Genomic DNA, 25,198 nt, shown 5'->3' on the forward strand with positions numbered 1-25,198 from the left:
CGCCTTTGTCAAAGAGCGAAAGCCATGCGGCCCGCGCTCGCCCCGTTTTGGTGTCGTTGTTCATGCAGCGCCCGGACCGCCCCGTCGTCATGGCCGGGTGCGATCCCTTCCTCGAGCGACGCACAGATCTCGTCCGCACGGCGCGCGAGGACCGACAGCAGCGTGTCGGACAGGCCGTGGCTGTCTTCGCAGCAGCCTTGCAGGTAGATGCGCGGCGCGAAGTGCTCGGGCGTCGCGAGCAGGTAGTCGCGCGTGACGTCGCCGCGCGTGAGCGCATCGCCCAGGTGCGGCGCGAGTCCTTCGAGCAGCGCCGAATGCGTGTCGCGCCGGTAGCCGGTCGCCAGCACCAGCGCGTCGAAGCGTTCGACGTGCGTCGCGCCGTTCATCCGGTCGCGCAGCGTCAGCTCGATGCGGCCGTCGGCGGTGCGCACCGCGGCCTCGATCGCGCTGTTCGCGCGCAGCGCGTGACGCGGCGTGCCGTCGATGCGCTGCAGGTACAGCATTTCGTAGATCTGCTCGATCAGCGGCCGGTCGACCACCGCGTAGTTGGTGTCGCGATAGCGCTCGAGCAGCGCGCGGCGCGCGTCGTGCGGTTGCGCATAGACGACGTCGGTGAACGCCGGGCTGAAGATCTCGTTGACGAACGGGCTGTCGTCGGCCGGTTTCAGTGCGCCCGCGCGCATCACGAGGCTCGCGTCGACGTGCGGGAAGCGGCGCGCGAGGTCGATGAACACCTCGGCCGCGCTCTGCCCCGCGCCGATCACCGCGACGCGGCGGCGCTCGCCGTCCGGCGACGCGACCAGCCGGTCGATGTCGGTCAGGTAGGACGACGAATGGATCACGCGATCGCGGCCGAGCGCGGCGAATGCGTCCGGCACCGCCGGCGTGCCGCCGACGCCGACCGACAGCGCACGCGTCACGCGCTGGCGTTCGCGGCCGGCCGCATCGCGCGACAACACGCGCAGCGCATCGACGCGCGCGCCGTCGCCGTGAACGGGCTCGATCGCCGTGACGGTTTCGCTGTAGTGGACGTGCTCGTCGAACGCGCCGGCGACCCAGCTCAGGTAGTCGTGGAATTCGACGCGGGTCGGATAGAAGTTCTTCAGGTTGACGAATTCGTTCAGCCGGCCGCGTTCGAACAGATAGTTGATGAACGTGTAGCGGCTCTTCGGATCGCGCATCGTGACGAGATCCTTCAGAAACGAGATCTGCATCCGGCAGTCGTCGAGCAGCATGCCGCGGTGCCAGCCGAATTCCGGCTGGCGTTCGACGAAGCAATGCACGAACGGACGCGTGCCGCGGCGTTCCGCGAGGCGCACGGCCAGCGCCAGGTTCGACGGCCCGAAGCCGACGCCGATCAGGTCGAATACGGTTTCTCTCTGCATGTCTCTCAGCTCCCTTGTCGGTGAAACCGGCCCGTCAGACGTGACGGCCGGAGAAGAAGGTCTCGCGCAGCGTGCGCATCCACAGCGGCTGCCCGTCGGCGAGCGCCAGGCGGCGCTGCCGCGCGAAGCCGTGCCGCGCGAGGGTATCGACGACCCGCGCGCGGCCGGCCGGGACCGCGCAGCCGACCGCTTCGGTGCGCGGGTCGTCGAGAAACAGGTAATGCACGACGGACGGCAGCCAGCCCGCCACGCAATGCGGGCCGCGCCAGCGCGATGCGCCGACCAGCATCCGCAGCCCGCGGTCGTAGTCGCGCGCGCCGACGTGCGGCGCGAGCGGGTCTTCCTTCAGCCAGTACGCCTCGACGTACGCGAACGGTTCGCCGTCGAAGCAGCCGACGAGCGGGCTCACGTGCGGATCGGCATCGGGCGCCGTGCCGTGCGCGCCGGGCTGCGCGCCCGGCCAGCCGTCGCGCACGCGCGGCTCGTCGAACCAGTGCGCAAGGCGCGCGGCATCCTCGCCCGGCTGCCAGCCGCGCAGCGTGAAGCGCACGCCGAGCGCCGGCAGGTCGCGCGCATACACGTCGCCGCGCGGCGCGGGCGGCCGGCGCGGATGACGCCGGCCGTCGGTCAGCATCGGCAGCGTCGCGCACGGCAGATGCGCGCCGACGCGCCACAGATCGGCCTGCTGGGCCCAGCCCTCGCGCATGCACCGGCCGCCGTCGGCCAGCACGCCGCTCGCGCGCAGCGCATCGAGCGCGACCGCCGGCCATGCGGCCGGGTCGAGCCGGATCGCCGCGTGGCGCGCGCTGTCCGAAAACGCCGCGGCGAGCGCGGCCAGCAGCGCGCGGCGCTGGTCGGCCGGCGCCGCGCGATGGTTGTAGGCGACGAGGCGCAGCGCGCCGTCGTCGCCGAGTTGCGCACGCAGCAACTGCGCGCCGATGCCGTCGCCCTGTGCGACGCGGATCTCCGTGCCGTCGCGCACCGCGAACAAGCCGTCCGCGAACGCGAGGCGGTACGTATCGAGCATCGTGAATCCGTCCGGGCGCACTTCAGCCAGCATCGCGCACCTCCAGCCGCGTGTGCGCCGCTGCGTCGAGATGCGTGCCGAGCGCCGCGAGCGTCGGCGCCGCGAACACGTCGGCCACCGTCAGCGCGTGCCCGGCGCGGCTCGCCGCATCGACGAACCGCACGACGTCGAACGACGTCGCGCCGGCCTCGAACAGATCGGCATCGGGCGCGGGCGCGGCCGTCGCGAACGTGTCCGACCACAGCGCGGCGAGCCCGGCAGCCGTGTTCGGCACGCGCGATGACGCCGCCGCATGGGTCGCGTTGCCGACCGGTGCGACCGCGACCGCTGCCGGCGCGGCGAACAGCGCATCGGGCACGCCGAGCGGCGCTTGCGCCGCACCGGCGAAACGCGCGACTTCGTCGTGGTAAAGATCGACGAGCGCATCGACGAAGCGGCCGTCGAGCAGTTCGTCCGCATAGGAGAACGCGGCGCTCACGCGGCCGTCCGGATGCTCGACGACGTCCAGCTCCAGCGTGAACACGACGCGATGACGCACGTCGTCGAAGCCGGCGAGCGTCAGGCCGGCCCAGTCGCGTGCGGCCGCGCCGGTCGGACGCAGGTAGTTGAACATCACCTGGAACAGCGGATTGGCCCGCGCGGCACGCGGCGCGCGCAGCGCCGCGACGACGTCGGCGAACGGCACGTCCGCATGCGCATACGCGGCGAGCGCCGTGTCGCGCACCTGGGCGAGCACGTCCGCGCGGCGGGCCGTGGAATCGATCCGCGTGCGTACGACCACCGAATTGATGAAGAGACCGAGCGCGTCGCGTGCGGCTTCACCCGTGAGTTCGCGCGTCGATGCCAGCACGCCGACCGGCTGGTCGGCCGCGCCGGTCACGCGGAACAGCGCGGTATTGAGCGCCGCATGCAGCAGCATCGGCAACGTCGCGTGCGACGCCGACGCGGCATCGCGCGCGGCACGGATCAGCGACGCGTCGAACTCGAACGCGATGCGCGCCGCACGCCATTGCGGCACGGCCGGCGCGTCGGCGCGCTGCGGCAGCATGGGCGGCGGCAGGTCGGCCAGCGCGTCGCGCCAGTACGCGACGCGGGCCGGCTGGCACGGCGCGGGCAGCACGAGCGGCGTGTTTTCTGACGCCGTTGTCGTCGTCGAAGAGGCCCGGGCCGCTTCGCCGCGCACGAGCGCGACATAGCGCGCGCGCACCGCGTCGAGCCACAGCTCGATCGATTCGCCGTCCGACACGATGTGATGGATCGTCACCGACAGCACGTGATCGTCCGCGCCGAGCCGCAGCACGCGGGCGCGCCACAGCGGCGCGTCGGCCGCGAGATCGAACGGCGCGAGCGCATCGGCGCCGGTCAGCGCCGCCGCGCGCGCGAGCGCGTCGGGCTGCGCAGACAAGTCGACGACCGGCAGCGCGACGCTCGCCGCGGCGTCGATCCGCTGGCCCGGCAGCATGCCGTCGCGCGCGACGAGCCGCGTGCGCAGCGCCGGATGCGCGGCCGCGACCGCCGAAAACGCCGCGCGCAGCGCATCGACATCGAGCGGGCCGCGCACGCGCAGCGCGACCGGAATGTTGTATGCGGCGCTGTCCGGCTGCGCGCGCCACAGGAACCACAGGCCGAGTTGCGCGGGCGACAGCGGCCACACGCCGTGCGCATCGGGCTTCACCATCGCGACGCCCGGCGCCGCGGCGCCGGCGTGCGCGGCGCGCGGCGCATCGGCCACCTGGCGCGCGTATTGCGTGAGCACCGGCGCTTCGAACAGCGCGCGCACCGGCACGTCGCGGCCGAGCCGCTCGGCAACGCGCGTCGCGACGCGCACCGCCGCCAGCGAATGGCCGCCGAGTTCGAAGAAGTGATCGCCGCGGCCGACGCGCTCGACGTTCAGCACGTCGCGCCAGATCGCCGCGAGCGCGGTTTCGTCGCCGTCGTGCGGCGCCTCGTAAGCGCGTTCGACGCGCACCGGCGCCGGCAGCCGCGCCCGATCGACCTTGCTGTTCGCGTTGCGCGGCAGCGCGTCGAGCACGATCAGCTGCGCGGGCACCATGTAGTCGGGCAGCGTGCGGCGCAGATGCGCGTCGAGCGTCGCGGCCTCCACCGGTTGCGCGGCCGCCTGCGCGTCGGCGGTCAGTTCGACGTACGCGACGAGCTGCGCCTGCGCGCCCTGCCCGTGCACGACCGCGCACGCTTCGCGCACCGCATCGTGCGCGGCCAGCTGGGCCTCGATCTCGCCGAGTTCGATGCGCAGCCCGCGCAGCTTCACCTGGTGATCGACGCGGCCGATGAAGTCGAATACGCCGTCCGCGCGCCGCCGCACGAGGTCGCCCGTGCGATACAGGCGTGCGCCCGGCGCGCCGTACGGATCGGGCACGAAGCGCTCGGCCGTCAGCGCGGGACGGTCGAGATAGCCGCGCGCGACGCCGATCCCCTCGCCGCCGAGGTACAGCTCGCCGATCACGCCGACCGGCAGCGGATGCAGCCGCGCGTCGAGCACGTGCGCGGTGCGCGCGCCGACCAGCGTGCCGATCGGCAGGTACGCGGCGTCGCCGAGCGTCGCGAGATCGTCGCCGGGACGGAACATCCACAGCGTCGGCGTGATCACGGTCTCGGTCGGGCCGTAGCCGTTGACCACGCGCACGTTCGGCATCGCGCGGCGCAACATCGCGAAGGCTTCGCGCGACGTCGCCTCGCCGCCGACGGTCAGCGAGCGCAGCGTCGGCGGCGCGCCATGCACGAGCGCCCATTCGGCAAGCTGCGCGGCGCAGCCGGGCGGCACGTAGGTCATCGTCACGCCGTCGCGAATCATCATCGCGCAGGTCTGCGCGGGCGGCCACAGCACGTCGGCCGTCACCGACACGGCGGCACCCGACAGGTACTGCGAAAACCAGCCTTCGTGCGCGCCGTCGAAGTTGACCGACTGGAACAGCAGGAACACGTCGTGCTCGCCCGCGCCGTAGCGCTCGGCGATCGCCGCGCAATGCCGCGCGAACGCCGCGTGATCGACGACCACGCCTTTCGGCTTGCCGGTCGAGCCGGACGTGTAGATCGCGTACGCCGCATGGCCGGGCAGCACGTCAGGCAGCGCGACGTCCGCGGCTTCGTCGAGCGCGTCCACTTCGTCCGCGCGCCAGACGCGCAGCGCCGGTAGCTCGGGCAGCGACGCGGCGCTCGCGGCGTCGGTCAGCACGTGCGCGATGCCCGCGTCGCCGACGATCTGCGCGAGCCGTTCGCGCGGATGCGCCGGATCGAGCGGCACGAACGCGGCGCCCGACTTCAGCACCGCGATCAGCGCGACCAGCAGGTCGACCGAGCGCTGCAGCGCGACGCCGACGCGCATCTCGGGCCGCACGCCGGCCGCGACGAGATTGCGCGCGATGCGGGCCGCGCGCGCGTCGACCTCGCCGCGCGTCAGCGCGCGATCGATGTCGGCGACACCGCGTACGTCGGGCCGTGCGTGCGCGTGTGCGGCGATCCGTGCGTGCACCGGCACGAACGGTTCGGCTTCGGCCGCGCGTGCCGGCGCATTCCACGCGAAGAGTTGTGCGAGTTCGTCGGCCGGCAGCCAGTCGAGATCGCCGATCGGCATGTCGGGGCGCGCGAGCGCATCGCCGAGCAGCGTGACGAAGCGCGCGGCCAGCCGCGCGATCGCGTCGCCGTCGAACAGGTCGAGCGCGTAGATGAATGCGGCGTCGAACGTGCCGTCGGGCGTCGCCTCGACGGCAAGCGTCAGGTCGAATTTCGCGGAAGGCGTGCCGGACGGCAGCAAGGTTGCCGATGCCGCGCCCAGCGCCGGCAGCGCGCGGCGCTCGCCGTACGCGGCCATCACCTGGAACAGCGGATGGTGGCTGGCGCTACGCGGCACGCCGAGCGCGTCGACGACCTGCTCGAACGGCACGTCCTGGTGCATCTGCGCATCGACGAGCGCGCGCTGCGTGCGCGCGACCAGCGACGCGAAATCGCCGTGCGCGGGCACGTCGACATCGATCGCGAGCGTGTTGACGAAAAAGCCGATCAGGCCGGCCGTTTCCGCGCGCTCGCGGTTCGCGGCCGGCACGCCGACGCAGATCCGCGCATCGCCGGTCGCGCGCGCGAGCAGCGCGTCGAGCGCCGCGAGCAGCACCGCGAACGGCGTCGCGCCCGACGCGGCCGCGAACGCGCGCAGCCGCGCACCGGTGTGTGTGTCGAGGGAAAACACGTGACGTGCGCCGCGTGCGCTGCGACGCGCGGGCCGTGCGGTCGCGCCGGGCAGCGTCAGCACGCCGCGTTGCGGGTCGAGGCGCTCGCGCCAGAACGCCAGCTGGCGATCGCGCTCGCCGGCATCGAGCCAGCGGCGTTGCCACAGCGCATAGTCCGCATACTGGATCGGCAGCGGCGCGAGCGGCACCGGCGCGCCCGACGCATACGCGCGATAGAACGCCGCAAGTTCGAACCGCATCACGTCCGACGACCAGCCGTCCGACACGATGTGGTGAACGGTCAGCGCGAGCCAGTGATGCGTCGCGTCGAGACGGATCAGGTGTGCGCGCATGAGCGGCGCCGCGCCGAGATCGAACGCGGCGGCTTCGTCGGCCGTCGCGATGCTTTCGGCGCGTGCCATGCGCTGCGCGTCGGGCAGCGCTTCGAGACCGGTCTCGCGCCACGGGCAGCGCAGCGGCGGATGGATCGTCTGCGCGACGCCGTCCTCCGCTTCGTCGAAGGTCGTGCGCAGCGCTTCATGGCGCGCGATCAGCGCATCGCACGCGAGCCGCAGCGCGTGCGCGTCGAGCGGGCCCGTCAGCGCGAGCCGCTCGGTGATGTGATACGCGTCCGGCGCGTCGATCAGCCGCGCGTGCAGCCACAGCCGCGTCTGCGCGAACGATGCCGGCACACGGTCGCCGCGCGGCGTGCGCGGCGGGATCGGCAGCATGCGAAAGTCGATGCCGGCCGCGCCGAGCTTGTCGATGAACACCGCGCGCTGCGCGTCGGGCAATTGCGCGAAACGCGTCGCGAGTGCGAGCCAGTCGGGTTGCATCCTCGTCATCCGTCGTCCTTATTGGGTTTCCAGTTCGCCGAGCAGCGCGTCGATCGCGCTCGCCGCGTCGGTCGCGCCGCGTGCCGCGCAGGCCGCATCGATCGCGTCCGCGCAGCGTGCGAGCGTGCGGGTGTCGAACAGCGTGCGCAGCGGCAGCGCGAGGCCCCAGTGCAGGTTCGCCTGCGCATGGGCTTGCGTCGCGAGCAGCGAGTGGCCGCCGAGCAGGAAGAAATCGTCGTCGCGGCCGATCGCGTCGACGTGCAGCACGCGTTGCCAGATCGCCGCGAGCGCGCGCTCCGTGTCGGTCACGAGTTCGCTGGCCGCGGCCGCCTCGCGCACCGGTGCGGGCAACGCATGGCGGTCGCACTTGCCGTTCGGCGTGACCGGCAGCGCGTCGAGTTCGATCAGCTGCGACGGCACCATGTAGGCCGGCAACTGCGCGCGCAGCGAATCCAGCAGGGCCGCACGGTCGAGCGGCCCCGCGTCGCCGCGTGCGACATAGCCGATCAGCTGCTCGTCGCGCACGATCACGACCGCGTCGTGCACGCCGGGCGCTGCGCGCAGCAGCGCCTCGATTTCGCCCGGCTCGATCCGCTGGCCGCGCAGCTTCACCTGCGTGTCGACGCGGCCGAGGTAGTCGAGCGCGCCGTCGGCGCGACGCCGTGCGAGGTCGCCGGTGCGATACATGCGCGCGCCCGGGACGAACGGATCGGGCACGAAACGCTCGGCGGTCAGCCCCGGGCGGCCGAGATAGCCGCGCGCGAGCCCCGCGCCGGCCAGATACAGTTCGCCGGTCGCGCCGGCCGGCACCGGCTGCCAGGCCGCGTCGAGCACGTGCAGCTGCAGGTTCGCGATCGGATGGCCGATCGGCACCGCGAATGCGTTGGCGTCGTCGGGGCCGCAGGTCCAGTGCGACACGTCGATCGCGGCTTCCGTCGGCCCGTACAGGTTCACGAGCGTCGCGTTCGGCACGAGCCGCGCGACCTTCGCGACGAGTTCCGGCGCGAGCGCCTCGCCGCTCGCGACGATCAGGCGCACGCTGTCGCATTGCGCGGCGGCCTGGAAATCGTCGAGATACGCGGCGAACGCGGCCAGCATCGACGGCACGAAGTGCAGCACCGTCACGCCGTGCGCATGGATCGCGGCCGCGAGGCGGGCCGGATCGCGGTGGTCGCCGGGCGCGGCGATCGCGAGCTTCGCGCCGGTCGCGAGCGGCCACACGAATTCCCACACCGACACGTCGAAGCCGAACGGCGTCTTGTGCAGCACGACGTCGTCGCGCGTCAGCCGGTACGCGTGCTGCATCCACGCGATCCGGTTCGCGAGCGCGCCGTGCGAGTTGCCGGCGCCCTTCGGCTTGCCGGTCGAGCCGGACGTGTAGATCAGGTACGCGAGCTGGGCGGCGTCGATGTCGGTCGCGATCTCGGCGGCATCGCCCGCTTCGCCGTGCTCGCCGCCATCGTTCGCGTCATCGGCGAGCAGATCGGCGACCGTCAGCAACTGCGTCGTCGCGTCGTCGCCGAGCGCGGCCTCGACTCGCGCGCGCAGATGGGCCTGGGTGATCGCGACCGCGGGCCGCGCGTCGCGCAACAGGTACGCGATGCGCTCGGCCGGATAGTCGGGGTCGACCGGCAGGTACGCGGCGCCTGCCTTCAGCACGCCGACGAGCGCCGTCACCATGTCGAACGAACGCTCGACGCACAGCGCGACCGGCGTGTCGGTCTGCACGCCGCGCCGGCGCAATGCGGCGGCGACGCGTGTCGTGTTCAGGTCGAGTTCGCGATATGTCGCGCGTTGCACGTTACCTTGCGCATCCGCATATTCGAGTGCGATCGCATCGGGCGTTGCGCGTGCAGCGTCCGCGAATTGCAGATGTAGCGGTTGCCGTTGCGCGTCCGGCCAGCTCCGTGCGGTGTCCTGCGCGCGGGCCAGCGCGTCGCGCGTCGCGTCGTCGGCGATCGACAGCGTGCCGAGCAGCGCGTCGGGCGTGCGGGCCAGCGCATCGAGCGCGCACGCGAACGCGCGGTGCCAGGTCTCGACCTGGTGCGCATCGACGCGCGCGGTGTCGTAGCCGTAGTCGATCGTCAGCTCGGCGCCGCTTTCGATCACGAGCGTCAGCGCGAAATCGGTCGACTCGATGCTGCGCACGCCGCTCAGCGCGAGCGCACGCGGATCGGCATCGCGCGCCGTGTCGTCGACCGGGTAGTTCTCGAACACGACCAGCGTGTCGAACAGTGCGCCGCCGGCGCCGCGCGCCCAGCGCTGGATGTCGGCGAGCGGCGTATGCGCATGCTCGGCGGCCGCCGCGTTCTCGCGCTGCAATCCTTGCAGCCAGTCGGCCGCGCGTTGTTGCGGCGCGGGCGCCGTGATCACCGGCAGCGTGTTGATGAAGAGGCCGAGCACCGTATCGACGTCCGCGAGCGCATCGGGACGGCCCGCGACGGTCGCGCCGAACGCGACGGCCGGCTGGTGCGTCATGCGCTGCAGCGCGAGCGCCCACGCGCCCTGCACCAGCGTGTTGACGGTCAGCTTCAGCGCGCGCGCCGTGTGCGCGATACGCGTCGTCGCGGCTGCGTCGATCGTCGCGCGCCACGTGACCATCTCGGCGTCCGCGCGGTCGGCCATACGCTCGGCGATCAGCGTCGGCGCGTCGAGACGCGCGAGCCGCCCGGTCCAGAAGCGTTCGTCGGCGTCGCGGTCGCGCGTGCCGAGCCACGCGATGAAGTCGCGATAGCGCAGCGCCGGGCGGCTCGCGAACGGCGACACCGCATCGGGGTCGCGATAGTCGCGCAGCACGTCCGCGAGCAGGCGCGCGGTGCTCCAGCCGTCGAGCAGCACGTGGTGGCGCGTCCACACGACGCGCCACGCGTCGTCCGTTACGCGGATCAGCGTGAGCCGCATCAGCGGCGGCTCGCGCCAGTCGAAGCCGCGTGCACGGTCGGCCGCGAGCCACGCGTCGAAGTCGGTATTCAGCGTGTCGCCGCATGTACGCCAGTCGAGTTGCTCGACCGGCATCCGCGCATGGCGATGCACGCATTGCAGCGGTGCGGCCTCGTCGGGCATCACGCTGGTGCGCAGGATGTCGTGACGTGCGACCGAGGCGGCGAACGCGGCCGCGAGCCGGTCGGTATCGAGCGCCGTCGCGGTCGCGACGAGCTGGTTCACGTAGCTCGCATGACCGGGCGCGAACAGCGCATGGAACAGGATCCCCTGCTGCATCGGCGACAGCGGATACACGTCGTCGATCGTGCGCCAGTCGAGCGGCGCGCGCTCGATCGCGGCCTGCGTGAGGCCGGCGGCCTGCGCGAGCGGGAAGTCGCCTGGCGTCGCGCCGCCGCCGCGATGCGCGACACGCGATGCGCATGCGTCGGCGAGTTCGCGCAGTGCGGCCGCAAAGCGTTCCGCGAGCGCATCGATCGTCGCGCGCTCGAACTGCGGCGCGCCGTATACCCAGTGAACCTTCAGCGTGCGCGCGCCGTCGCGGTCGGTATCGAGGTACGCATGGATCGCGAGCGTGTTGCCGAGCGGCCCTTGCGGGTCGCGCTCGATGCCGGTGCCGCCGAAGCGCGGCACGAGCGCTGCGTCGCGCGGCGCATCGAACTGGCCGAGATAGTTGAACGTGACGCGCGGACGCGGCACGGCGGCCAGCGCCGCACGCGTCGCCGCGTCGCCGTAGTGCGCGAGCACGCCGAAGCCGAGCCCCTTGTGCGGCACCGCGCGCAGCGTGTCCTTGACCGCGCACAGCGTGTCGCGCGCGGTGGCTTCGACCGGCAGCGTGACCGGATAGTGGCTCGTCAGCCAGCCGATCGTGCGGCTCGCGTCCGCATCGTCGAACAGCGGCTCGCGGCCATGCCCTTCGAGTTCGACGCGGCACGACGCGGCGCCGTCGGCACCGGCCAGCGCCAACGCGAGCGCCGCGCCCAGCAGTTCGATCGTCTGCGTGCGATACGCGGCGTGCGCGTCGGTCAGCGCGGCGCGGGTCAATGCCGCGTCGATGGTCTGCACGACGACGGCCGCGTCGGCGTTCGTCGCCGGCGCGTCGGGATGATCAGGCACCAGGTCGTCGCCCTGTGCCATGCCGGCCCAGTAAGCCGCTTCAGCGGCGAACGGCGATGCCGGCTCCGTCGCGGCACGCGCGAGGCGCGCGGCCCACGCAGCCGCGCGCAGGCCCGGCTGCGACAGGCGAACGGGCGTGCGCTCGCATGCGGCGCGATACGCGGCGTCGAGGTCGTCGAGCAGGATGCGCCACGACACGCCGTCGACGATCGCGTGGTGAATCGCCAGATACAGCCGCGTCGCACCGTCCGCCAGCCGCGCCGCGCATGCGCACGCGAGCGGCCCGCGGCCGAGGTCGAGGCGACGCTGCAACGCGTCGAAGCGCGCCAGCGCGTCTGCTTCGTCGCGCGCGGCGACTTCGACGAACGGCAGCGCGTCGTAGGGTTTCGGCGCATCGCTCGCGCGCCACTTGCCGTCCGCGCCACGCGCGAAGCGCTGGCGGAATGCGTCGTGATGGGTGAGCAACGCGTCGAATGCACGCGCGAATGCGTCGGCGTCGAACGGACCGCGCACGTCGAACGCGACGGACTGGTTCCAGTGGCCCGGATGCGGCACGTCGAGCGCGAAGAAGCGCTGCTGTGCAGGCGTCAGGACCGCTGCGGAAACCGTTGCGGACCAAGCCGGCGCGGTCGATGTCGTTGCGGCGGCAACGTCCTCGATCTTCGCGATGCGCGCGAGTTCGGCGACCGTCGGGCCGTCGAACAGCTGCTTCGGCGTGAAGCGCACGCCGCGCTTGCGGGCGCGTGCGATCAGCTGCAGCACCAGAATCGAATCGCCGCCGAGTTCGAAGAAATTGTCGTCGCGGCCGACGTGCGGCGCCTTCAGCACCGCTTGCCAGACTTCGGCGAGCGCCGTTTCGACCGGCCCCTGCGGCGCATCGCCGGCGGCCACCGCCACCGGCGCGGCGGCCAGTTCGCGCAGCGCCGCGCGATCGAGCTTGCCGTTCGCGGTCACCGGCAGGCGTGCGAGCACGACGAACTGCGCGGGCACCATATAGTCGGGCAACGTCGCGCCGAGCGCCACGCGCACGGCCGCTTCGTCGAATGCCGCGCCGTCGCGCATCACGACGAACGTGGCGAGCCGCAGGCGGGCGTCGTGCTCGATCGCGAGCGTTTCGGCCTGCGCGATCGGGCCGGCCGCGCGTACCGCCGCGCTCACCTCGCCCGGCTCGACGCGATAGCCGCGAATCTTCACCTGGTCGTCGATGCGGCCGAGGAACGCGAGACGGCCGTCCGCGCGCAGGCGCACGCGGTCGCCGGTTCGATACAGGCGCGCACCGGCCGCGAACGGATCGGGCACGAAGCGCTCGGCGGTCTGCGCGGGCCGGTTCAGGTAACCGCGCGCCACGCCCGGGCCGCCCAGATACAGTTCGCCCGCCGCGCCGGCCGGCACGCACGCGCCGAACGCGTCGAGCACCAGCGCGCGCGCATTCGGCAGCGGACCGCCGAGCGGCACGCTGCTCGCGGGATCGCGCGCATCGGCGGCGATCGACGCGGTGTCGCACGCGATCGCGCCGACGGTCGCCTCGGTCGGCCCGTAATGGTTGATCACGCGGCAGGCCGGCGCGAGCGCGGCGATTCGCGCGACGAGCGCCCACGTCAGCGTTTCGCCGCCGGTCACGAGCGCATGGCGCGGCAGCACGTCGGCCGGCACGCGCGCGTCGAGCAGCGCCTGCAGGTGGCTCGGCACGATCTTCAGCACGCCGACGTCGCGGCGGCGCATCTCGTCGGCGAACAGGTCCGGATCGAACGCGCACGCGGCCGGCAGCAGGTGCAGCGTGCGGCCCGCGCACAGCGCGCCGAACAGCGTCGTGTGGCCGAGGTCGGCGGCAACCGTCGACACCATCGCGAACGACGCGTCCGGTGCGAACGCGAGTTCGTCGAGCATCCCCTGCACGTAGTCGGCCAGTGCGCCGTGCGACACGACGACACCCTTCGGCGTGCCGGTCGAACCCGACGTATAGATCAGGTACGCGCCCTGTTCCGGATGCGGCGCGACGCGGATGCCGGCCGCATGCGCGAGCGTCGCGTCCTGCGCAAGCGTGTCGACGTCGAGCGGCTGTGCGGCGCTGCCGGCCGGCCACGCGGCCCCGTCCCGCTGCTGCGCGACGAACGCCCAGCGTGCGCCGCAATCGGCGGCCGCGGCCGCGAGGCGCGCGGCCGGCTGGGCCGGGTCGAGCAGCACGGCCAGCGCGCCGGCCTTCAGTGCGCCGAGCAGGCCGACGACGAAGCGGGCCGAGCGCTCGATGCAGACGATGACCGGTGCTTCGGCCGTCGCGCCGCGCAGTTTCAGCGCATGTGCGATACGGTTCGACGCATCGTCGAGTTCGGCGAACGTCAGCGACGCCGACGCATCGGCGAGTGCGACGCGATGCGGATACGCGGCGGCCTGCCGCGCGAACGCGGCGACGATGTCGGCGTGTTCGAGCTGCAACGCACGGCCGTCGCGCGGCTGGCGCGATTCCGGCGACGCATCGCATGGCAGCGCGGCCGTCGCGCGGTGCGGTTCATGTGCGGCGGACGCGACGAGCGCCGCATAGCTGTCGAGCCATGCGCGCGCGGTGTCGGATTCGATGCAGTCGGTCGCATAGGCGGCGACGAGTTCGATCCCGTGCGCGTCGTCGGTGAAATCAAGCGCGAAGTCGAAGCGCGCGGCGAGATCGGGCCCCGGCGTCGCAACGGCGGTCGCGCCCGGCAGCACGCTGTCGTACCGCGCATCGAACTGCTGCGCGAATTTCACGCGCAGCCATTCGTCGCCGCGCCTGACGGGCGGTTTCACCGCATCGACGACGCGCTCGAACGGCACGTCCTGGTGCGCGACCGCGTCGAGTGCCGCCGTACGTGCCGCGTCGACCAGCGCGCGGAACGGCAGCGTCGGCGCCACGCGCACGCGCAACGCGACCGTGTTCAGGAACAGGCCGAGCAGCGCGCGGGTTTCCGGGCGCTGCCGATGTGCGACCGGCACCGCGACGACCACGTCGGTCTCGCCGGTCAGGCGCGACAGCCATGCGTCGAGCGCGGCCAGCAGCACCGTGAAGACCGTGGCCTGTGCGTCGCGCGCGAGACGCCGAACATCCGCCGCGACCGCGTCGGCCAGGCGAACCGACACGCGTGCGCCCTGCAGCGTGCGCGTCGCACCCGGCTTCCGATCGACCGGCAGCGCGAGCGGGCCCGGCACGTCGCGCAAGGCGCCGCGCCAGTAATCGAGCTGGCGCTCGCCTTCGCCGCCGGCGAGCATGTCGCGCTGCCAGTCCGCATAGTCGGCGTACTGGATCGGCAGTGGCGGCAACGACGGTTCGCGCCCTTCCGCATACGCACGGTACGCGGCCGACAATTCGTCGAATGCGCAGCGCGAGCTCCAGCCGTCGGTGATCGCGTGGTGCGCGGTCAGCAGCAGCCGGTGGCGATCGTCGGCGAGCACGACGAGCGTCGCGCGCAGCAGCGGCCCGTTCGACAGATCAAACGGTGCGCCCGCGTCGTGCTCGGCGATACGCGCGGCTTGCGCGTCGCGAGCGGCCGGCGGCTGGTCGCGCAAGTCGAGCGTCGCGATCGTAACCGGCAGACGGGCATGGATGCGCTGCATCACGATGCCGTCGTCGTTGTCGACGAGCGTCGTGCGCCACGCGTCGTGCCGCCCGATCACGTGATCGAGCGCACGCTGCAGCGCAGCGCGGTCGAGCGCGCCGTCGATCGTCCAGTGCGCGGCGATGTGATACGCGGCGCTGGCATCACGCGTTTGCGCGAGCACCCAGAAGCGTTGCTGTGCGAGCGATGCGGCACGATCGACATGCGGGGCACCCGATGCGGCGGCGTCGCCCGGTGCGCGGCGCGCGGCAATCGCGGCCAGCGGCTCACCCGTCTCGCGCTCCGCCTGATCGACGCGCGCGGCCAGCTCGGCCAGTGCCGGATCGGCGAACAGCGTGTCGAGCTGCAGGTTCACGCGCAACGCGGCGCGGATCGCGGCCTGCAGTTGCATCGCGGCGAGCGAATCGGCGCCCAGCGCGAAGAAGCGGTCGTCGCGCGACGGCGTCGCGTCGAGGCCGAGCAGCGTCTGCCAGAAGCCGGCGATCTGCGCTTCGGTCGGCGTGCGCGGCGCGGCGCCGGCGGGAGCTTCGGCGTCGCGCGCGGCGGCGCTGCGCTCGCGCAGCGCGGCACGGTCGAGCTTGCCGTTCAGCGTGTACGGCAGCGCAGCGCAGCGCACGAAGCGGTGCGGCTGCCACGCGGCGGGCAATTGCGCGCCCACGTGCGCCTTCAGCGCCGCATCGTCGACGGCCGCGCGCAGCGCGACGCACGCGATCAGCCGCGTCGGCCCGTTGCCGGTTTCGGCGATCACGGCCGCGTCGGCCACTGCCGGATGCGTGCGCAGGCACGCGGCGATTTCCGCGGGCTCCACACGCACGCCGCGCACCTGGACCTGATCGTCGAGGCGGCCGAGATAATCGAACGCACCGTCGGCGCGCAGGCGCGCGAGGTCGCCGGTACGGTACACGCGGGCACCGGGTTCGCCGTGCGCATCGGGAATGAAGCGTTCGGCCGTCAGCGCCGGGCGGCCGTGATAGCCGCGCGCGAGACACACGCCGCCGAGCAGCAGCTCGCTGCCCTCGCCCACATCATTCGACTCGCCAGCCTCGTCGCCGGCGATGCGCGCGACACGCGGGCCGATCGCGCGACCGATCGGCAGCGACGCATACGCATCGTCCGCCGCCAGCGCGGGCATTTCACCCGGCTCGACCGGCCACAGCATCGGCGAGATCACGGCCTCGGTCGGCCCGTAGCCGTTGATCAGGCGTACCGACGGGAACGTGCGGCGCACGAATTCGAATGCCTGTTGCGGCAGCGCTTCGCCGCCGAACGCGAGCACGCGCAAGGCCGGCGGCACGCCGTCGCGCGCGGCGACGGCCGCGAATTCGCGCAGGTAGGCCGGCGGGAACGCGGCGACGCTGACCGCTTCGCGCACCATCAGCGCATGCGCGGCGTCCGGCGCGAACGGTTGCGGCGGCGCGATCGTCACGCTCGCACCCACCGCGAGCGGCGCGAGCCAGCACTCGTGCGCGGCATCGAAATTGACCGACGCGAAATGCAGCAGGCGGTCGCCGCCCGCGATCGGCAGCGCGGCCGCGAGCGCATCGCAATGCGCGGCGAGCGGCCCGTGCTCGACGACCACCGCCTTCGGCGTGCCGGTCGAGCCCGACGTATAGATCATGTAGGCGGCCGAGCGCGGATGAACGGGCACGTCCTCGTCGTCGACGCAGGCGGCGGCCTCCGCGGAGCTTGCGTCGAACGCGTGTTCGAACGACGCGCCGAGCGCCGCGCGGCCGGCCGCATCGACGACGCCGTGCCGCAGTTGCGCATCGCGGACGATCCAGTCGAGGCGCGCGGCCGGATGACGCGGATCGAGCGGCACGAATACGCCGCCCGCCTTCAGCACGGCGAGCAGCGCGACGAACAGCTCGCACGAGCGCTCGACACAGACACCCACCCGCACTTCCGCGCCGACACCGGCCGCGCGCAGTTGGCGGGCAAGGTGCGACGCACGCGCGTCGAGCGCGCCGCGCGACAGGCGCAGGTCGTTCTGGAAAGGCGCGGCGAGCGCGGGCGCGTCGGGCGCGCGGCGCGCCAGTTCGCGGATTCGGTGATGCAACGCAGTCGGGAAACTCGTCATGTGCGTGAAGTCCTTCGGTCCGGCCGCTTCGGCCAAGTCTCGGGGCCGCATGGGGCGGCTTCACTTGTGTGACGAACGGCGCGACCGATTTTTTACCGTTTTGCGCGCAAAGCCGGCACGGATGCATTTTTTGAAGGCAGGGCTAAATATTTGCGCGGCCCGTTCGTCTATCAGGGAGGAAAGTCGCAACCGGGCCCGCCCCGCGCGCCGCTTTCGCATCAGTCTTGCCGTTTCCGCAGGGTTTGCCTGCCCTTCATTTACCGACGTTGCCGATGACCGCTGCCCACGAGCCTTCTTCCCCGCCGTCCCTCGACGCCTCCCCCGGCCGCCCCGCGGCCCGCCTGATCCTCGCGTTGCTGCGCGAAAGCCGCGCGTCGCTCGCGCTCGCGCTCGTCGCCTGCGTGCTCAACGGCGTCGCGAGCGTGCTGCTCGTCGCGACGCTGAACCGCGCGCTCGCGACGCCCGGCGCGGCCGACGCGGCGCTCGCGTGGCGCTTCGCGCTGTGCGCGGTGATCGCGCTCGTCACGCGGATCGTGTCGGGCACGCTGTTCGCCCGGCTGTCGCAGGACACGATGGCGCGGCTGCGCGTGCATCTCGCGCGGCGCGTCGGCGCGGCCGAGCTGCGCGACATCGAGCGGATCGGCGCGGCGCCCGTGCAGTCGGTGCTGACCGACGACGCGACCAACGTGTCGATGCTGTTCTTCGCGCTGCCGAACCTGGTGATGCACGGCTCGATCGTGTTCGGCTGTCTCGGCTATCTCGCGTGGCTGTCGTGGCCCGTGTGCGTGCTCGCGCTGACCGCGATCGTCGCCGGCTCGCTCGGCTATCACACCGGCGATCGCCGCGCGATCGCGTCGCTGGAGGCGGCCGGCCACGCGCAGGACCGCCTGTTCGGCTATCTCGGCTCGCTGTTCTCCGGCGCGAAGGAGCTGAAGCTGCACGACGCGCGCGCGCGCCAGTTCGTCGACGGCCAGCTCGGCGCCGCGATCGGCGAGGTGCGCGACCACCGCCGCCGCGCGTTCAGCGCGTATGCGGTCGGCGTCGGCTGGATCATCTTCCTGTTCTACGGGTTCCTCGGCGCGGCCGCGTTCTGGCCGCAGCTCGGCGTGCATGCCGATGCGGGCACGGCGGCCGGCTACGTCGTCGTGTTCCTGTTCATGCTGGTGCCGCTCGACGGTCTGCTGAACAACCTGCCGACCGTCAACGCGGCGCGCGTGTCGCTCGGGCGCATCGAAGGCGTGATGGCCGAATTCGGCGCGCTGCGCACGGTGCCGCCCGCGAGCGACGCGCCCGACGTGCCGCCGGCAGGCGCCGTCACGCTGCGCGGCGTCACGCACGCGTATTTCCACGAGCGCGACGAACGGATGTTCCGCATCGGGCCGATCGACCTGACGATCCGGCCGGGCGAACTCGTGTTCATCGTCGGCGGCAACGGCAGCGGCAAAACGACGCTCGCGAAGGTGCTGACGGGGCTCTACGAGCCGGAGGAAGGCACGATCGAGGTCGACGGCCGCCCGATCGGCTGGCGCGAGCGCGCCGCGTACCGGCAGCGTTTCAGCGCGGTGTTCAACGACTTCCACCTGTTCGATGCGCTGCTCGGCATCGTCGATCCAGACGATCCGGCGCGGGCGCAGGCCGATGCGCGCGCGAACGCGCTGGTCGCGAAGCTCGCGCTCGATCACAAGGTGAAGGTCGTCGACGGCGCGTTCTCGAACCGCGCGCTGTCGACCGGGCAACGCAAGCGGCTCGCGCTCGTCGTCGCGTACCTGGAGGACCGGCCGTTCTACCTGTTCGACGAATGGGCGGCCGACCAGGATCCGTCGTTCAAGGCGGTGTTCTACGAACAGTTGCTGCCGGAGCTGCGCGCGCGCGGCAAGGCCGTGATCGTGATCACGCACGACGACCGCTATTTCGGTCTCGCCGATCGCCTGCTGAAGCTCGACAACGGGCAGATCGTCAGCGATACGACGCCCGCGCGGTCACGCGCACGCGATGGTGCGGATGCGCTGAGCGCATAAGTATCGTCAAACACCTGCCGCCTGCGCGCAGCGAATGCTGCACGCAGGCGGTTTCAGGTTCGAAGGATGGTGAGCGTCGGGAAGCACCGGAAATATATCGTTCGGTGTACGTAGTTGTTTACGACGCCGACGTAATGCAGCGGAATAGGCATTCGCGCAACACGCGCGAGACCATGCAATTCGCGACCACGCCGCCCCACCTGCCGACGACCCGCCGCTCGTTCAGCGCACGGCCGGCAGCTTCAGCATCGTATCGGTCATCACGTCGGCCAGCTTCAGCGCCGACATCGGCCCGCCGAATCCCCAGATGTTCCGTTCGACGAGCGCGATCCTGCGCTCGCGCAGCGCGGGCACGAAACGCCACACCGGCGAATCGAGTTTCGACGACAGCGGCACGTCCATCCCCGTCGCGGTGACGAACAGCACGGCGAGATCGCGTTGCCGGAGCAGATCGGCGGACGTCACGTAGAGCGTGCCTTCCCGCGTCGGCTTCTTCGGCCACGGGTCGAGCCCGAGCGCGCGCGCGAGGCCGGCCGACGTGCTGTTGCCCGTATAGGCCCAGTAGCGGTCGGGCAGCCCGAGATCCTGCAGCAGTGCGATGCGTTCGCCGCCGCGGCCCGCGGCCGCGAGCCGCGCCGCATTGCGCGCGATCCCGGCGTCGAGTTGCGCTTCGACCGCCTGCGCGCGCGCCTCGCGCCCGGTCACGCGACCGATCGTCCGGAAGATCTGGCGCATCCAGTCGAGCTGCGTGACGGGCACACCGTCTTCCGACACGTTCGGGCTGAACTGGAACAGGATCGTCGGCGCGATCCGGTCGAGCGCGGCGAAGATCGGCGCATGCCGGAAGCCGACGCCGATGATCAGGTCGGGCTTCACCGCGGCAATCGCCTCGAGCCCCGGCTCCTGCCGCGAACCGATGTCGGTCACGTGCGCGAGCCGGTCGCTCTGGTAGCCGAGCCAGCCCGGATAAAACGCGGTATCGGCCATGCCGACCGGCACGAGGTCGAGCGCGATCACGCTTTCCGCGAACATGAAGTCGAGCGCGACCACGCGCTGCGGCCGCAGCGGCATCGTCGCGCTCGCCTGCGACACGACGGGGTTGGCGGCGAGCGAGCGGTCCGGTTGCGACGGCGTGCCGCCCTGCCCGGCGCGCGCGCCGTCCGCGATCGCGACGGCCGGCGCACCGCAGCACGCGGCGCCGAGCGCGGCCAGTGCCGCGAGCGCATGGCGGCGGCCGGCATGCGGTACCGGCATCACCGGATCGCATCCTGCCCGGCCAGCGCCGCGTCGTCCATCGTCAATAGCAGCGGGCAGCTTCCACACAGTTGCGTTTCTCCAGGAATTTCATAGCGCAGGCAGCACACGCGGCGCGCGCGAAACGGCGTCGGCAGCAGCGGCGAGCGCGGCACGGCGTCGCGCACCGGCATGCGCAGCGGATTCGGCTCGCCGGCGACGCACGACGCGCCGAACAGCCAGTCGGCATCGCGAACGGGATCGGCCGCGCACGGCAGCGCGCGGTACGTGTCGAGCAGATAGTCGAGCAGGTTGCCCGCGTTGCTCCACAGCACGCGCGGCGTGACGCGGCCCATCGCCGCGAGCACGTCGATCACCGCGCCGAGATGCGCGACGAGCCCCGCATAGCGCGGCGCAGGTTCGTCGCACGGCGCGCCGAGCGCGTCCGGCGCGACGTACAGCGCGGCCGGCATGCCGTCGTCGAGCGCGACGAAGGTGCGCTCCGGCGCCAGGTGGAGCGGCCGGCCGAGCGTCAGCGCGGCGACCACGCCGGCGGGCGCCGCGCGGCCGAAGTAGTACTTGCTCCATTGCGACACCAGCGCGCGCGCATGCAGCGCCGGATCGCCGCCGTAGTGGCGGACCATCGCGTCGAGCACCGCATCGCGATGCTCGGGCAGCGCGCTGACCGGCACGACGATCCGGCCCGGCGCGTGCGTGTCGTCGGGCGTCCCGAGCCACACGGCGTCGAGATGCGCGGCGAACGGTTCGGGCGCGAACGCGGAGAATCGCGTGGCGCGCGCGCCGTCGAGCGCCGGCGTCATCGCCCCGCGCGCCGGGCACGGCGCCCCTCGAGGATCAGCAACCCGAGCAGGTAAGGCGCGCCGATCAGCGCGGTCAGCACGCCGGCCGGCACTTCGCGCGGCGCGACGACCGTGCGGGCGGCCAGATCGGCGAGGCCGAGAATCAGCGCGCCGCATGCGGCCGCGAGCCACAGCCGCGTGCGATGCCGGCGCGCGCCGAGCATCGTCGCGACGTGCGGCGCCATCAGCCCGATGAAGCCGACCGGGCCGACCGCCGCGACGGCCGCGCAGGCGGCGAGCGTCGCGATCGTCAGCGCGAGCGGCCGCAGCGCGGCGACCGGCAGGCCGAGCGCGGCCGCCTGGTCGTCGCCGAGCGCGAGCATGTCGAGCGGCCGCGCGAGCCATGCGAATACCGGCAGCGCCAGCACGCACCACGGCAGCAGCATCGACACCTCGCCCCAGCTGCGGCCGTAGGTGCCGCCGACGAGCCAGACGACGAAGCGCGCGGGCTGCACGCTTTGCTGCGTGATCAGCCATTGCGCGAGCGTGGTCCACAGCGCGCCGATCACGATGCCGGTCAGCGCGACCGCGAGCGGTGCGTAACGATGCCGGTGATTCAGCACGAGCGTGATCGCGAGCGACGCCGCACCGCCGCTCAACGTGGCCGCCGCGAGCGTCACGTGCCCCATCAGCGGCCACGTCGACAACGCGAACAGCGTGACGAGCCCCGCGCCCTGCGTGACGCCGAGCACTTCGGGGCCGGCGAGCGGGTTGCGCACGACGCTCTGCATCGCGACCCCGCTCACCGCCAGCAGCGCACCCGCTAGGAGCGCACACAGCAGCCGCGGCATGCGCAGGTCGATCAGCATCCGCGCGACGGCATCGTGACCCGACAGCGCGGCGGACCAGCGTGCCGGCGACAGCCATTCGGGGCCGGCCGACACGCCGACGAACACGACGAGCGCGCCGGCCACGACGAACAGCGCGGAGCGCAGCGGCCAGCCGAGCCGTTCGAGCCAGCCGACCATGCGCGTCGCCCCGCCGCCGGCCGCGCGTTCGGCTTGTGCGTGCAGCACGCCCGACCATGCGGCGCCGCGCCGGATCATCGCGAGCATCAGCGGCGTGCCGACGAGCGCGATCGCGACGCCGGTCGACAGCGTCGCGTCGAGGCCCGACGCGAGCACCGCGCTGTCGGTGACGAGCACGAGCGCACCGCCCGCGAGCGCCGACAGCGGCACCAGCACGCCGAGCCGCGCCGCGCGTGCGCCGCGCACCTGGCGCAGCAGGTTCGGCGCGACCAGCCCGACATACGACAGCGGGCCCGCGATGCTGACGGCCACGCTGGTGAACGCGACGGCGACGATCGTCGCCGCGAGCCGCGTCGCGTCGACACGCACGCCGGCCGCGGCCGCCGCCTCGTCACCGAGCGCGAGCGGATTCAGCGGCCGGATCACGAACGGCAGCGCCAGCAGCGGCACGACGAGCCAGCGTGCGGCGAGCGCGAGCCCGGTCGCGCCCGGCTGATAGAGACTGCCGTTGGTCCACAGCGCGGCGCCCGCGATGTTCTGCTCGAAGAACGCGAGCACGAGCGTCGACAGCGCCGCGAACAGCAGCATGCAGACGCTGCCCGCGAGCACCAGCCGCAGCGGCGTCGCGCGCCAGCCGCCGGCCGCGACGATCGCGCACGCGGCGGCGACCAGCCCGCAGACGAACAGCAGCGGCACCGATGCGACCCCGGCGAGCGCCGGCACCAGCATCGCCGCAAGCAGGCCGAGCTGGGCGCCGCCCGTCACGCCGAGCAGATCGGGCGACGCGAGCGGGTTGCGCGTGAGCGACTGGAACAGCGCGCCCGCGATGCCGAGGCAGCCGCCCGCGACGAGCGCGGCCGCGACGCGCGGCAGGTTGAGATCGAACAGGAACACGCCCGCGAGCGCGGCCGCGTCGCTGCCCGGCACAGCGTTCCACCACACGCGCAGGTCGGGTGCGATGCGCAGCACCGCCAGCACCGCGATCAGCGCGACGAGGCCGAGCGCGAGCGCGCCGGCGCGGCGGCCGGCTACCGCACCGTGGGCGCCCTGCCCGCTCGCGGCGAGCCGCTTGCGCATCGCGAACGTCGTCATACGGCGATATCCCGCTGGACTGTGCGATCGAACGCGTCCGGCGTGCCGGATGCCGGCGGCCCGTAGGCCGGCACGCACATCGGCGCGCCCGTCTGCGGATGCGCGAGCTTCAGCATGTCGACGCCGAACGCCGCGCGCAGCCGCGCCGGCTCCAGCATCGCGTCGGGCGAGCCCTGCGCGACGAGGCGGCCGGCACGCATCAGCACGATCTCGTCGCTGTACGCCGCCGCCTGGTTCAGGTCGTGCAGGACCCACACGATCGTCAGCCCGCGCGCGCGGTTCAGCGCGCGCAGCGCGTCGAGGATGTCGAGCTGGTGATGGATGTCGAGATAGGTCGTCGGCTCGTCGAGCAGGACGATCGGCGCCTGCTGTGCGAGCGCCATCGCGATCCACGCGCGCTGCCGCTCGCCGCCCGACAGCGCACCGACGTCGCGCCCGGCGTCGCCGGCGAGGCCGCTCGTGTCGAGCGCCTCGTCGATCGCCGCATGATCGGCGCGCGACAGCCCGCGCAGGAAGCCGCCGTACGCGTAGCGCCCGTACGCGACGAGCTCGCGCACCGTCAGGCCCGACGGAATCTGGTTGAACTGCGCGAGCATCGTGAGCTCGCGCGCGAGCGCGCGGCGGCGAAACGACGCGAGCGGCTTGCCGTTCACGTCGACCTGGCCCGCACGCGCGGGCTGCAGGCCCGCGAGCGTGCGCAGCAGCGTGCTCTTGCCGCAGCCGTTCGGGCCGCACAGCGCCGTGACGCGGCCGGCCGCGATCGACAGGTCCAGCCCGTCGATCACGACATGGTCGCGATAACCCACGCTCAGCCCGCGCGCGGCCAGCGCGGCGGTACTACGCGTCATCGGTCCTCCGTTCGGTCGCGCGCGGGACCGTGTAACTCTGCGCCATCGCGACGACCACCTTGCGCGGCCCCTCGAACGGATCACGCGCGTGCGCGGTCAGCATGTTGTCGAGCATCAGCACGTCGCCCGTCCGCCACGGGAACACGATGCGCTGGCGGTCGAGCACGCCGCGGATCTCCGCGAGCGCGTCGGCCTCCAGCGGCGCGCCGTCGCCGTAGTACACGTTGCGCGGCACGTTCTCGAGCCCGACCGCGTCGACGAGCGCTTCCTGCATGTCGTCGTCGAGCGCGGACAGGTGAAACAGGTTCGCCTGGTTGAACCACACGCGCTCGCCCGTGCGCGGATGGCGCGCGACGGCCTGGCAGCGTTCGCGCGTGCGCAGCAGCAGTTCGCCGTCGTCGTCGGTGCGCCATGCGCATTCGATCCCGCGCGCCGCGCACATCCGCTCGACCTCGGCCGGCACGTCGGTGCCGAACGATTGCTGCCACGGCAGGTCGAGCCCCTGGCCGAAATTGCGCACGTACAGCAGCTCGCGCTGCTCGAAGCGCGCGATGAGCGCCGGATCGAGCGCGCGATAGACGGCGCGGCTGTCCGCGATCGGCGTCGCCCCGCCCTTCGGCGCCGCGAGCGCGCAATGAAACCAGATCCGCAGCGGCCACTCGCGCGTATACGACTGTTCGTTGTGCAGCGGAATCGCGCGGTGCGGCGGGTATTCGGTCGACGTGTAGACGGCGCCCTCGACCTGGCTGCGCGGCGTCGACGCGTATTCATAGCCGATCAGCGGATCGCCGAACGATGCCGCGAACCGCTGGAACGCATCGATCGACGGCACGTGAAAGCCCGTGAACAGCACACCGCCCGCCCGTTCGAGCGTGTCGGCCGCGATCGCATGCGCGAGCGGCGCGATCTCGTCGATCGAAATGCCGTCGGCGCTGCGCGGCGACACGACGGTGGGCAGCCCCGGCTCGATACGCAGGTCGTCGAGCGTCGGCAACGAAAGCAGAGTCATGCAACGTCCTCTTCAGGTGACGCG

10 protein-coding genes are annotated in these 25,198 nt (G+C 72.6%); 1 reads left to right on the plus strand and 9 read right to left on the minus strand.

Features of this window, described 5'->3' with window-relative positions; all coding sequences use genetic code 11:
- Positions 1-8: 8 nt before the first annotated feature.
- Genes U4012_RS15215 through U4012_RS15230 form a run of 4 tightly spaced genes read right to left on the minus strand, consistent with a single transcriptional unit; the run spans position 9 to position 17,146 of the window.
- Positions 9-1,385 carry a lysine N(6)-hydroxylase/L-ornithine N(5)-oxygenase family protein gene (locus tag U4012_RS15215; protein WP_321799623.1) on the minus strand — a complete coding sequence of 459 codons (1,377 nt, stop codon included), beginning with the start codon at positions 1,383-1,385 and terminating at the stop codon, positions 9-11.
- A 34-nt stretch (positions 1,386-1,419) separates the two neighbouring features.
- Positions 1,420-2,445 (minus strand): GNAT family N-acetyltransferase, encoded by a 1,026-nt coding sequence (locus tag U4012_RS15220; protein WP_321799625.1) that lies wholly within the window; start codon positions 2,443-2,445, stop codon positions 1,420-1,422.
- Positions 2,435-7,438, minus strand: coding sequence for a non-ribosomal peptide synthetase (locus tag U4012_RS15225; RefSeq protein WP_321799627.1), 5,004 nt, complete (start codon positions 7,436-7,438; stop codon positions 2,435-2,437). Before U4012_RS15225 ends, U4012_RS15220 begins: the two co-directional genes overlap by 11 nt.
- 9 nt (positions 7,439-7,447) lie before the next feature.
- Positions 7,448-17,146, minus strand: a complete 9,699-nt coding sequence (locus U4012_RS15230; protein ID WP_321799804.1) for a non-ribosomal peptide synthetase — start codon at positions 17,144-17,146, stop codon at positions 7,448-7,450.
- A gap of 272 nt (positions 17,147-17,418) precedes the next feature.
- Between U4012_RS15230 and U4012_RS15235 the strand changes: the two genes are divergently transcribed.
- Positions 17,419-19,164 (plus strand): cyclic peptide export ABC transporter, encoded by a 1,746-nt coding sequence (locus U4012_RS15235; protein ID WP_321799630.1) that lies wholly within the window; start codon positions 17,419-17,421, stop codon positions 19,162-19,164.
- Between the two features lie 222 nt (positions 19,165-19,386).
- Here the strand turns inward: U4012_RS15235 and U4012_RS15240 are convergent, their stop codons facing one another.
- From U4012_RS15240 to U4012_RS15260, 5 genes are read right to left on the minus strand one after another with little or no spacing between them, the layout of a single operon-like run.
- Positions 19,387-20,418 carry an iron-siderophore ABC transporter substrate-binding protein gene (locus tag U4012_RS15240; RefSeq protein ID WP_321799632.1) on the minus strand — a complete coding sequence of 344 codons (1,032 nt, stop codon included), beginning with the start codon at positions 20,416-20,418 and terminating at the stop codon, positions 19,387-19,389.
- Positions 20,418-21,218, minus strand: coding sequence for a siderophore-iron reductase FhuF (fhuF, locus tag U4012_RS15245; protein WP_044843579.1), 801 nt, complete (start codon positions 21,216-21,218; stop codon positions 20,418-20,420). Before fhuF ends, U4012_RS15240 begins: the two co-directional genes overlap by 1 nt.
- Positions 21,215-23,317, minus strand: coding sequence for a Fe(3+)-hydroxamate ABC transporter permease FhuB (fhuB, locus tag U4012_RS15250; RefSeq protein ID WP_321799635.1), 2,103 nt, complete (start codon positions 23,315-23,317; stop codon positions 21,215-21,217). Before fhuB ends, fhuF begins: the two co-directional genes overlap by 4 nt.
- A complete protein-coding gene (locus U4012_RS15255; protein WP_321799638.1) occupies positions 23,314-24,165 on the minus strand; it encodes an ABC transporter ATP-binding protein in 852 nt (283 codons plus the stop codon). Before U4012_RS15255 ends, fhuB begins: the two co-directional genes overlap by 4 nt.
- Entirely contained in the window at positions 24,155-25,174 is a 1,020-nt protein-coding gene (locus U4012_RS15260) for a TauD/TfdA family dioxygenase (RefSeq protein ID WP_321799640.1), read from the minus strand. Before U4012_RS15260 ends, U4012_RS15255 begins: the two co-directional genes overlap by 11 nt.
- Positions 25,175-25,198 lie beyond the last annotated feature (24 nt).

Origin of the sequence: Burkholderia sp. BCC1988 (genome assembly GCF_905339895.1) — a bacterium.
Lineage (GTDB): Bacteria > Pseudomonadota > Gammaproteobacteria > Burkholderiales > Burkholderiaceae > Burkholderia.

Excerpts from the sequence above, each read along its gene's own strand:
- U4012_RS15215 (WP_321799623.1), bottom strand. The coding sequence starts at position 1,385 with ATGCAGAGAGAAACCGTATTCGACCTGATCGGCGTCGGCTTCGGGCCG.
- U4012_RS15220 (WP_321799625.1), bottom strand. The coding sequence starts at position 2,445 with ATGCTGGCTGAAGTGCGCCCGGACGGATTCACGATGCTCGATACGTAC.
- U4012_RS15225 (WP_321799627.1), bottom strand. The coding sequence starts at position 7,438 with ATGACGAGGATGCAACCCGACTGGCTCGCACTCGCGACGCGTTTCGCG.
- U4012_RS15230 (WP_321799804.1), bottom strand. The coding sequence starts at position 17,146 with ATGACGAGTTTCCCGACTGCGTTGCATCACCGAATCCGCGAACTGGCG.
- U4012_RS15235 (WP_321799630.1), top strand. The coding sequence starts at position 17,419 with ATGACCGCTGCCCACGAGCCTTCTTCCCCGCCGTCCCTCGACGCCTCC.
- U4012_RS15240 (WP_321799632.1), bottom strand. The coding sequence starts at position 20,418 with ATGCCGGTACCGCATGCCGGCCGCCGCCATGCGCTCGCGGCACTGGCC.
- fhuF (WP_044843579.1), bottom strand. The coding sequence starts at position 21,218 with ATGACGCCGGCGCTCGACGGCGCGCGCGCCACGCGATTCTCCGCGTTC.
- fhuB (WP_321799635.1), bottom strand. The coding sequence starts at position 23,317 with ATGACGACGTTCGCGATGCGCAAGCGGCTCGCCGCGAGCGGGCAGGGC.
- U4012_RS15255 (WP_321799638.1), bottom strand. The coding sequence starts at position 24,165 with ATGACGCGTAGTACCGCCGCGCTGGCCGCGCGCGGGCTGAGCGTGGGT.
- U4012_RS15260 (WP_321799640.1), bottom strand. The coding sequence starts at position 25,174 with ATGACTCTGCTTTCGTTGCCGACGCTCGACGACCTGCGTATCGAGCCG.